The following is a 10004-nucleotide window of genomic DNA, read 5'->3' as shown; positions in this document are numbered from 1 at the left end:
ACTGCCTTCTTTTGTTTAGTGGTAAAAGAATGGAAGAATCTGCTCCGACTCTTAATTTGGCTGATGTCCGTCGAATCATTGAGCCTCTTTACGAGGGTCAGAAGCTTTTCACAGGCGAGTCCGTAATGGCTCATGCCGAGGGCGTCGTGGATATCCTTCGCGGCATTCGCGATGACGATGACCTCCTGGCAGCAGCCTATCTTTTTTGTGTTTGGAACCAACTCAAAAATCCGAAAGAATGGCTGACCAAACACTTCGGAAAACAAGTCTGCGAACTCGTCGCAAATCTCAAAGTCGTTATTGACGTGAGCGAGAAGGCCCGCTCGCGCGAGGGAGAGGCACGCATCAGTCAGCAGCCCGACGCCGTACGCCGTCTGCTGCTTGCTCTGTGTACCGATCTCCGCGTGGTATTGCTTCGCTTGGCTTCGCGTCTTCAGACGCTGCGCTATTTCGCAGCGACCAAAGCTCCAGGTGCAAAAGAATACGGTGCCGAGACTTTGGCGCTTTACGCTCCGCTTGCCAACCGTTTGGGTATTTGGCAGATGAAGTGGGAGCTTGAAGATCTGTCTCTGCGCTTTACCGAACCGGAAGTTTTTCACACGATCGCCAATAATCTTGAAGAAACCCGTGAGGAGCGTGTGGCTTCTATTCAGGAAGCAGTACGCAGAATTCAGGCATTACTGGCCTCCCGCGGAATTCAGGCGTCTGTCTCCGGGCGTCCGAAACACATCTATTCCATCTGGAGGAAGATGTGCAAAAAGAATTTAAAGTTCGAACAGCTCTTTGACGTGCGAGCGATCCGCATCATCGTGGATTCAGTAGAAAAGTGCTACGAGACGCTTTCGCTAATCCAGGAATCTTTCGAAGTTCTTTCTAAAGAATTCGACGATTACATTGCAAAACCGAAACCTAACGGTTATCAGTCTTTGCACACCGTGATTGTCGGCTCCAGAGGTAAACCGCTCGAGATCCAGATCCGAACCCGCGCGATGCACGAGTTCGCAGAACTCGGTGTGGCCGCACACTGGCGCTACAAAGAAGGCTCCAAACGCAAGGCCGGCGAACACGAAGAAGATCGTGTGGCTTGGCTGCGCCAGATGCTGGCTTGGAAGAGTGACGTTCAGGCTGCTCCGACGCCGGAAGCTGCTAAAGACGAACATATCTACGTTCTGACGCCGCAGGGCAAAGTTCTTGATCTTCCTGCCGGCAGTACGCCGATCGACTTCGCCTACCTTCTGCATACCGAACTCGGCCACCGCTGCCGCGGCGCCAAGGTTGACGGTGTGATGGTTCCGCTGAATACCAAACTTCAGAGCGGCCAAACGGTTGAGATTATTGCGGCCAAGGTCGGTGCTCCGAGCCGAGACTGGCTAAACCCGGACTTAGGCTTTACAGCTTCCCCGAGATCCCGTACGAAGGTTCGTCAGTGGTTCAATGCTCAGGAAATGGAGCAGGCGCTCACAGCAGGCCGAGAAAAAGTCGACAAGGACTTGGCACGCTTGGGTAAAACCGCTGTTAAGCTTGAGGATTTGGCTAAGCGTTTAGGCTTCAACACTGTTGATGATCTGTGTTTGGCTGCTGGAAAAGACGAACTCGGTCAGAAAGCGATCGAAAACGTTTTAGCGCCTCGTCCGCAGAAGAACCCGCAGGAAGAGGAAAAGCTGGAAACAGCGGCTCCGAAGAAAACCACAGAGCACGACAAAGGCAAGATTCTGGTGGTGGGCGTTGACTCACTGCTGACTCAGCTGGCTCGCTGCTGTCATCCGGTGCCGCCTGATGAGATCGTCGGTTTCGTGACCCGCGGACGCGGCGTAACGGTTCACCGCGCCGACTGCCCGAACATTCGTTCTTTGGACGAAGAAGGCAGGGATCGTCTGATTGAGGTCTCCTGGACGCAGGACGAATCTTCCGTTTTCCCGGTCCAGATTTTGGTGATCGCAGCTGACCGAATGGGCCTGCTCAAAGATATCTCTGAAATCCTTTCTCGGGAAAAACAGAGTATTTCTGCGATGCAGACTGTTCGCGTGAAAGGCGACGTGCACATGACATTCACGATCGAAATCCACGGTAAGGACGATTTGAATCGTACTTTGGCCGCGATTCGCGAGGTTAAAGGCGTGTTTTCAGCAAGAAGAACGTAAGAGTTTGCAACAGCCTTGCGTTCGACTTGCACAACTAAAAAAATGACTGTATAGTTTCGACTTCTTCAGGCACGTAGCTCAGCTGGTTAGAGCATCACCTTGACATGGTGGGGGTCGTTGGTTCGAGTCCAATCGTGCCTACCAAAACTTCTTGTTCTGGTTTGAAGAAGCTGTCTCGCTTTAAGAGACGACAATTTTAGGCACATAGCTCAGCTGGTTAGAGCATCACCTTGACATGGTGGGGGTCGTTGGTTCGAGTCCAATTGTGCCTACCAAGATTTCGCCCGGTAGCGTAAGCTCCCGGGCATTTTCGTCTTTGCGGATTATTCGGCCTTGGGGACGGCGGGTGCAGTGGTTGGCTTGCCGTTTTGCTCGCGGATGATCGTCATCGCTGAAGCGACCATCGAGCCCATGTCGGCGAGGTTAGCCGGAAGAAGCAGCGTATTGCCTTCCTTAGCAATTTTTCCGAAAGCTTCCACATACTTTTCTGCGACCTGAAGGTTCACCGCCTGCATGCCCTGCGGTTCGCTGATAGCCTGAGCAACGGCACGAATGGCTTCTGCCTGTGCTTTGGCGACGGCTTCAATCGCGCGAGCTTCACCTTCGGCCTTGTTAATGGCAGCTTGCTTCTCGCCTTCGGACTGGGCGATCATAGCCGCTCTTTCGCCTTCTGCGATATTGATTTCTTTTTGCTTCTGGCCTTCCGAGGTGGCGATGACAGCGCGTTTTTCGCGTTCTGCCGTAATCTGCAGCTGCATCGCGCGCAGAATCTCTTTCGGCGGTGTCAAATCTTTAATTTCATAACGCAGGACTTTCACGCCCCAAGTCTGGGCGGCTTCGTCCACGGCCTGGACGACTCTGGCGTTAATCTCTTCACGTTCTTCAAATGTTTTATCGAGCGACATCGTACCGATAACGCTTCTGAGAGAAGTCTGCGCAAGCTGTGTAATGGCCATCACGAAGTCGGATGTCCCGTAGCTGGCAAGTTCCGGATTTGTGACCTGGAAGTAGAGGACACCGTCCACCTGCAGCTGAGTGTTGTCTTTGGTAATGCAGATTTGGCTCGATGTGTCCATCGGAATTTCTTTGAGCGTCTGGCGATAGGCAACGCGGTCGATAATCGGAATGATGAAATTCAGGCCTGGCTGAAGCACGGTGTGAAATTTTCCGAATCGTTCGACGACCCAGGCTTCCTGCTGAGGAACGACGCGAACCGATTTGGCAATGAAGATGACGGCAAAAACTGCCAGCACCATGATGAATACGGCGAACCCTCCGATTGCTTCCATATTATTTCTCCTGTTTGAGTTTGATAATTAAAGTATTTCCGCTCATCCCGACGATCTCCCAAAGGCCGGGAACCATCGGGGAACCTTTTTCCGGTTTTGCATCCCAGACGGTTCCGCGATAGAAAACTCGAGCTTTGCCGTTTTCTTTCCATTCCTTGACCTCTACGGAGTGTCCGTCGTTGATGTGCTGTAAATGGTCGGCATCCGTGCTTACGGAGTTTTTCCTTTTCCGATAGGACAGATAAACACAGCCGGCAATGGCAAAGACGGCAAACGCGAGCAGCTGAAACAGTATTCCTGCTCCGATCACGGCAAAGATAAAGGCGGCCAATGCGGCTGCAGCAATAATGAGCAGGTAGATCGTGCCGAGAAGAATGTCGGCGCCGGCTAATACGACGGCTCCGATCAGCCACAAATAAATCATAGAAAACACTTCATGCGCTCCTTTAGGCTTTGTCCAGAGGTGCAATAACACCGTCTAATCCGGCGAGTACGGACAGCATCAGAATGGACTTCTGTTCGCAGGCATAGACGCCTTTCGGGTTGAACCATTCTTTAAGCGTATGGGTTCCGTATTCTTCGCCGCCGCGTCCGAGTGTCACGGCAGGGATGCCGCGCTCAATGGACATGTTGGTATTGGTGCAGCCGCCGGGCAGGAATTTGTAATTTCTGCCGACCGCCTGAGTGGCCAGTTTGGCAAGCTGAATAATCGGCGCATCATCCGGCTGAGTTCCGGCCGGGACGTCCAGCGTCTTTTCGATCGAAAGACTGAGTTCTCCTTCGCTGCCTTCTTTCTTTTGTTCGATTTCAACGCCGCGGCGGATGGCTTGATAGATTTGTTCTTCTACTTCATTCAGTGCAGCCTGAGAGTTTGAACGGGCATTAATCTTGAAGACTGCCTTCTGGGCGATGGCGTGAATTGCCTGACCGCCTTCGATCAAACTGACGGTCAAGGTTGTCTTAGGATCTTTCGGCGGAACGATCTTGGCGATTTCCGCTATGGCCAAGCCTGCGGCATGAATGGCGCTGACGCGTTCGCACGCTGTCCACGCGTGACCGCCCGGGCCTTCAATCGTGACCTCAAGGTCGATCATGCCGGTGGCGTTGGCGTAAAAAATTTCTGCCGTCGCGCCGTCAATAGAAATTGTGGCCAGCAGTTTGGTTTTGTCTTTGAGCTGGTCAAGCGTCCAGGCCATGCCTTTCATGCCTCCGAGACCTTCTTCGCAGACCGTACCGCAGAAGTAGATATCGTGAACGGGTCGAAGATTTGCCGCTTTAAAAGCTCTCAGAACAGCGAGGTTGGCGGCGATGGCGCGCGTATCGTCGCAAATGCCAGGGCAGTGGATACGTCCTTCGGCATCCGTCTCGATACCTTTAACGTCTCCGAAAGAAAACACGGTGTCTAAATGGCCTTCGAGTAAAACACTGCAGCCGGTGTTGCCGGTCCCATGTAGTTTGCCGATGACGTTAAAGTGTTCGTCCATGTAGATGTCATCTAACCCGGCTTCGCGGAGCATGGTGAGGTAGCGTTCGGCCTTGACTTTTTCGTGACCGGTCGGAGCTTCGATCAGTACGAGTTCTTTCTGATCACGAATCGTTTCTTCGAGATGGTCTTTCACATAGTCGAAAGCACGTTGTACGGAAGGGCTGGTTTTGACTGTTTCTACAGCTTTGACAATCTTGGGAGAGAAGTGTTCCATTTTCGGACCTTTTTGTAGTAATTGAAGATTTGGAATAGGTATCCTTGCAACATTCATATTAAGAAAATCGCATAAGGAGCGAAAGTGCTAATTTCATTTTTGACGCTGATTCTGTCGTTTTGCATCGGAATTCTGTCCGGTCTCTTTTTCCGGAAGAGGGTCCCTAATTTTCTCGGGGTGGTGTTGGCCTGTGTTATAGGAGCCTTCATCGGGATTTTGGCGACCTATCTCATCCTTAAAGGTCTTCTTTGGATCGAAGTTATTGGCTCAGTGAATACCGACTGGTTTATTCGCCAATGCATTTGGCTTGCGGTTCTTGTGATTTTCGGCGTCATCCTGAGCGGGAAAGCGTTTAAGAATAAACCCGAGAAATAAGTTCAAACGCCAATGAACAGAAGGCTGATAAGCTGAAAAAGTAAGGCGGGACTAAGCATTAGGCTCCGGTTAGACGGTAAAATCTATCTTTTACGTTCGGCCGGGCCTTTTTGCGTCCGCGCTCGAACCAATCGAATAATTTGAAGAATTTTTGGAGAAAGATTAATGATCGAAGTAACTCTGCCCGACGGCTCCAAACGTGAATTCAATTCACCGGTTACCGTAGGTGACGTTGCAGCCTCTATCGGCGCCGGCCTTGCTCGCGCTGCTTTGGCAGGTAAAGTTAACGGCAAACTCGTGGACCTGTCTCACCCGATTACCGAAAACAATACGGTTTCGATTGTGACTGACAAAGACCCTGAGGGCCTTGAGATCATTCGTCATTCGACCTCTCACTTGATGGCTCAGGCAGTCAAGGAACTGTACCCGCAGGCCCAGATCACCATCGGACCGGTGATTGAAAACGGTTTCTACTATGACTTCTCTCTGCCGAAACATCTGACCAACGAAGATCTGCCGCTCATCGAAAAGAAGATGGACGAGATCGTTAAACGCGATCTTCCGATTGTTCGTGAAGAGATGGACCGCGACGAGGCCGCTAAATATTTCAACTCCATCGGCGAACACTACAAGGCCGAAATCATCGGCTCTATCCCTGCCGGTGAAACCATTTCTCTGTACCGTCAGGGTGACTATGTCGACCTTTGCCGCGGACCTCACGTCCCTAGCACCGGTCGCCTGAAAGTTCACAAGCTGATGAAACTTGCCGGCGCTTACTGGAGAGGTGACAGCAAGAACGAAATGCTGCAGCGAATCTACGGTACCGCCTGGGCTAAGAAGGACGATATGGCTGCTTACCTCCACATGCTGGAAGAAGCAGAAAAACGCGACCATCGTCGCCTCGGCAAAGAACTCGATCTCTTCCATTTCCAGGAAGAAGCTCCCGGCCTGATTTTCTGGCATGCACGCGGCTGGGCACTCTGGCAGCAGGTCGAACAATACATGCGCCGTGTTTACCAGGATAACGGTTACCAGGAGGTTAAGGCACCTCAGCTGTTAGACCGTTCTCTGTGGGAAAAATCCGGGCACTGGTCTAAGTACAAAGAGAATATGTTCACGACAGAGTCGGAAAACCGCTACTACGCTCTGAAACCGATGAACTGCCCGGGCCACATTCAGATCTTCAACAGCGCCGTTCGTTCTTACCGCGATCTGCCGATCCGCTACGGTGAGTTCGGCGCTTGCCACAGAAATGAACCGTCCGGCTCTCTGCACGGTTTAATGCGCGTCCGCGGCTTCACTCAGGACGACGGACATATCTTCTGTACCGAAGATCAGATTCTTTCCGAATGCACCGCTTACACCAAGCTCGTTCAGAAGGTCTATGCCGACTACGGCTTTACGGATATCTCTTACAAGATTGCAACACGTCCTGAAAAACGTATCGGCGATGATGCAACTTGGGACAAAGCAGAAAAAGCTCTGATGGATGCTTTGGATGCTTCCGGCATCAAATATGACATCCTTCCGGGTGAAGGCGCATTCTACGGTCCGAAGATCGAATACCATCTGCGTGACTCCTTAGGCCGCGGCTGGCAATGCGGTACGATCCAGGTTGACTTCCAGATGCCGTCTCGTCTCGGTGCCGAATATGTGACCGAAAGCAACGGCAGAGCCACTCCTGTCATGCTTCACCGCGCGATTGTCGGCAGCTTGGAACGCTTCATCGGCATGCTGCTCGAACACTATGCCGGTCAGCTTCCTCCGTGGCTCGCTCCGGTACAGGTCGCCGTTGCCAACATTACCGACGATCAGGCCGATTACGCTCAGGAAGTTGTTTCTATGCTCAAAAAGGCGGGTCTTCGCGCCGAAGCAGATTTGCGAAACGGCAAAATTACATATAAGATTCGCGAACTTAGCCTGCAGAAGCTTCCTTACATCCTCGTTGTCGGAGCTAAGGAAAAGGCAGAAGGTAAAGTCGCGGTTCGAGTTCGCGGCGGCAAGGATCTTGGCGCCATGAGCGTGGAAGACTTTATTAAGCTCGTTCAGGAAGATGTGGCCACACGCCGCAACGTGAACGAAATTGAATAACTAATTGGAGACGAAAATAGCTCAAGAACGTACACACCGGATCAATGGCGAGATCCGCGTCCCTGAAGTTCGCTTGACAGGTCTTGACGGCGAGATGATCGGTATCGTCAGGACCTCTCAGGCTTTAGCCATGGCCGAAGAGGCAGATGTTGACTTAGTGGAGGTCGCGCCGAACGCTCGTCCTCCGGTCTGCCGTCTGATGGATTACGGTAAATTCCGCTATCAGGAGCAGAAGAAGGCACAGGAACAGAAGGCCAAGCAGAAGGTCATCCAGGTCAAGGAAGTGAAGTTCCGTCCGCAGACGGATAAGAACGACTACGACACGAAACTTCGTGCTTTGACTCGTTTCTTAGCCGACGGCAATAAAGCAAAGGTCACACTGCGCTACAGAGGCCGTGAAATGGCTCACCAGGAATTTGGTACAGATCTCCTGAATAAAGTGAAGGAAGATTTGGCTGATATCGCTCAGGTCGAATCCTTTCCTAAACTTGAAGGCCGCCAGATGATTATGGTTCTGGCTCCTAAGAAAAAGAAATAATATTCTTACAAATTAATGATTTGTTTTGGAGTATTATTACGACCCTGCTTTCGGGCAGAAAATAAGTGAAACCAGGCTGAACAAGATCCTCAGTGTCTGAGGGCGCCTGCAATCATCTAATAAAAGGAACTTAGGCAAAATGCCCAAGATGAAAACTAAAAAAGCTGCGAGCAAGCGTTTTAAAGTTCGCTCCGGCGGCTCCATCAAGCGTGCACACGCTACCAAGCGTCATATTCTCACCAAGCGCACGACGAAGAACAAACGTCACCTGCGCGGCATGTTAACCATCAGCGAGTCGGATAAAAAAGAAATCCGCGCGATGATGCCTTACGCTTAATTTAGAGGAGAGAATAAGATGCCCCGAGTAAAACGTGGTGTAACGGCTCGTGCCCGTCATAAGAAAGTATTTGCGCTGTCCAAGGGCTTTACCCTTCGCCGCAATAATGTTTATCGTGTCGCTAAGCAGGCAGTTATGCGTGCCGGTCAGTACGCATACCGCGATCGCCGCAACAAGAAACGTGTATTCCGCCGTCTGTGGATTGCTCGTATCAATGCCGGTGCTCGTGCCAACGGCATGAACTACAGCCAGTTCATGAACGGCCTCAAGAAAGCCGGTATTGAACTCGACCGTAAAGTTCTGTCCAACATGGCCATCTTCGATAAAGAAGGTTTCGCCGCTGTTGTTGCCAAAGCTAAAGCTAGCCTTGCTTAATTAGCTTCAGACACGCAGGTTTCAAGCCGATTTCAGTGCTTTGAAACTGCTAAAATACCTACAAAAGCCTGGTTTGATATGCCAGGCTTTTGTTTTTTCAGGTTACTAAAAATCCAACTGACCCAATATGGAAGATCTCAGTCTAATCATTCAATCTGCCAAAGAGGCTTTTGATCAGGCCGCAACGCCGGCAGCCCTGGAAGACGCGAAAGCTGTCTATCTCGGCAAAAACGGTTCTTTGACAGCATTGCTGAAGGGGATGGCAAAACTGTCCATCGAAGAAAAACGCGCTCGCGGAGCCGAAATCAATAAAGCCAAACGTGAAGTCGAAACGCTGCTCAATAATCGACGCGAAGCTTTGGCCCGCGAAGAACTTAACCGTAAATTGACCTCTGAATCGGTCGATATCACATTGCCGGGCCGCACATTCGGCAACGGCGGTATTCATCCGGTTATGAGAACCTGGATGCGCGTTGAAGAAATCTTTAAAACCATCGGCTTTGATGTTGCCGACGGCCCTGAAGTTGAAAACGACTGGTACACCTTTACAGCCCTGAATAATCCGCCTAATCATCCGGCCCGCAGTATGCAGGATACGTTCTACGTTGACATGAAGGATGAAACCGGCAAGCAGCTTCCGTTGAGACCGCATACCTCTCCGATGCAGGTTCGCTATGCCCGTCAGCATAAGCCGCCTATTAAAGTTATCGCTCCCGGAAGAACCTATCGTGTGGACTCTGACGCAACGCACTCTCCGATGTTCCATCAGGTCGAAGGTCTTTGGATCGACGAAAACATCAGTTTTGCCGACTTGAAGGGCGTATACGTTGACTTCCTGAAGCATTTCTTTGAAACGGACGACTTAATCGTTCGTTTCCGTCCGAGCTACTTCCCGTTCACTGAACCGAGCGCTGAAGTGGACATGATGTTCACCAGCGGCCCGAGAAAGGGCAAATGGCTGGAAATCAGCGGCTCCGGTGAAGTCCATCCGAATGTGGTCAGAAACTTCGGATTAGACCCGGAACGCTACATCGGTTTTGCTTTCGGTTCCGGCCTCGAAAGACTGACCATGCTCCGCTACGGAATCGACGACCTTCGTCTTTTCTTCGAAGGCGATCTCCGCTTCCTCAAACAGTTCAACTAATCGGCGAAAGGATA

General features: G+C 51.3%; 10 protein-coding genes and 2 tRNA genes. 9 read left to right on the top strand and 3 right to left on the bottom strand.

The window, feature by feature from the left end:
- The first annotated feature begins 29 nt into the window (after positions 1–29).
- From ACZND6_RS00685 to ACZND6_RS00675, 3 genes are all read left to right on the top strand, one after another.
- On the top strand, positions 30–2141 hold the full coding sequence (locus ACZND6_RS00685) for a RelA/SpoT family protein (RefSeq protein ID WP_293737138.1): 2112 nt from the start codon (positions 30–32) through the stop codon (positions 2139–2141).
- Between the two features lie 67 nt (positions 2142–2208).
- Positions 2209–2285 (top strand) — tRNA-Val (locus tag ACZND6_RS00680).
- Between the two features lie 54 nt (positions 2286–2339).
- Positions 2340–2416, top strand: a tRNA-Val gene (locus tag ACZND6_RS00675).
- 48 nt (positions 2417–2464) lie between these two features.
- Here the strand turns inward: ACZND6_RS00675 and ACZND6_RS00670 are convergent.
- From ACZND6_RS00670 to ACZND6_RS00660, 3 genes are read right to left on the bottom strand one after another with little or no spacing between them, the layout of a single operon-like run.
- On the bottom strand, positions 2465–3430 hold the full coding sequence (locus ACZND6_RS00670; RefSeq protein WP_293737139.1) for an SPFH domain-containing protein: 966 nt from the start codon (positions 3428–3430) through the stop codon (positions 2465–2467).
- Position 3431: 1 nt separating this feature from the next.
- Positions 3432–3854: an NfeD family protein gene (locus ACZND6_RS00665; protein ID WP_293737163.1), complete on the bottom strand. Its 423-nt coding sequence runs from the start codon at positions 3852–3854 to the stop codon at positions 3432–3434.
- 22 nt (positions 3855–3876) lie between these two features.
- Positions 3877–5130 carry a M20/M25/M40 family metallo-hydrolase gene (locus ACZND6_RS00660; RefSeq protein ID WP_293737140.1) on the bottom strand — a complete coding sequence of 418 codons (1254 nt, stop codon included), beginning with the start codon at positions 5128–5130 and terminating at the stop codon, positions 3877–3879.
- 84 nt (positions 5131–5214) lie between these two features.
- On the opposite strand from ACZND6_RS00660, the gene ACZND6_RS00655 reads away from it, so the two are divergent.
- The 6 genes from ACZND6_RS00655 (at position 5215) to pheS (ending at position 9990) form a co-directional block, all read left to right on the top strand.
- Positions 5215–5505: a hypothetical protein gene (locus tag ACZND6_RS00655; RefSeq protein WP_293737141.1), complete on the top strand. Its 291-nt coding sequence runs from the start codon at positions 5215–5217 to the stop codon at positions 5503–5505.
- A 165-nt stretch (positions 5506–5670) separates the two neighbouring features.
- The gene (gene thrS, locus ACZND6_RS00650; protein ID WP_489524278.1) at positions 5671–7596 is read left to right on the top strand and encodes a threonine--tRNA ligase; all 1926 of its coding nucleotides are present in this window, start codon (positions 5671–5673) and stop codon (positions 7594–7596) included.
- A 4-nt stretch (positions 7597–7600) separates the two neighbouring features.
- Entirely contained in the window at positions 7601–8134 is a 534-nt protein-coding gene (infC, locus tag ACZND6_RS00645; RefSeq protein ID WP_008811485.1) for a translation initiation factor IF-3, read from the top strand.
- Positions 8135–8273: 139 nt separating this feature from the next.
- Positions 8274–8471: a 50S ribosomal protein L35 gene (gene rpmI, locus ACZND6_RS00640; protein WP_008811486.1), complete on the top strand. Its 198-nt coding sequence runs from the start codon at positions 8274–8276 to the stop codon at positions 8469–8471.
- Between the two features lie 18 nt (positions 8472–8489).
- Complete coding sequence (gene rplT, locus ACZND6_RS00635; RefSeq protein ID WP_008811487.1) at positions 8490–8846, top strand: 50S ribosomal protein L20; 357 nt, start codon at positions 8490–8492, stop codon at positions 8844–8846.
- A gap of 127 nt (positions 8847–8973) precedes the next feature.
- Positions 8974–9990, top strand: a complete 1017-nt coding sequence (pheS, locus tag ACZND6_RS00630; RefSeq protein WP_293737143.1) for a phenylalanine--tRNA ligase subunit alpha — start codon at positions 8974–8976, stop codon at positions 9988–9990.
- Positions 9991–10004 lie beyond the last annotated feature (14 nt).

The organism is Parasutterella sp. (genome assembly GCF_057870745.1).
This window is presented reverse-complemented; position numbering and strand designations above follow the sequence as displayed.

What these genes read in the sequence shown, in the direction of transcription:
- ACZND6_RS00685 (WP_293737138.1), top strand. Translation starts at nt 30, where the DNA reads ATGGAAGAATCTGCTCCGACTCTTAATTTGGCTGATGTCCGTCGAATC.
- ACZND6_RS00670 (WP_293737139.1), bottom strand. Translation starts at nt 3,430, where the DNA reads ATGGAAGCAATCGGAGGGTTCGCCGTATTCATCATGGTGCTGGCAGTT.
- ACZND6_RS00665 (WP_293737163.1), bottom strand. Translation starts at nt 3,854, where the DNA reads ATGATTTATTTGTGGCTGATCGGAGCCGTCGTATTAGCCGGCGCCGAC.
- ACZND6_RS00660 (WP_293737140.1), bottom strand. Translation starts at nt 5,130, where the DNA reads ATGGAACACTTCTCTCCCAAGATTGTCAAAGCTGTAGAAACAGTCAAA.
- thrS (WP_489524278.1), top strand. Translation starts at nt 5,671, where the DNA reads ATGATCGAAGTAACTCTGCCCGACGGCTCCAAACGTGAATTCAATTCA.
- rpmI (WP_008811486.1), top strand. Translation starts at nt 8,274, where the DNA reads ATGCCCAAGATGAAAACTAAAAAAGCTGCGAGCAAGCGTTTTAAAGTT.
- rplT (WP_008811487.1), top strand. Translation starts at nt 8,490, where the DNA reads ATGCCCCGAGTAAAACGTGGTGTAACGGCTCGTGCCCGTCATAAGAAA.
- pheS (WP_293737143.1), top strand. Translation starts at nt 8,974, where the DNA reads ATGGAAGATCTCAGTCTAATCATTCAATCTGCCAAAGAGGCTTTTGAT.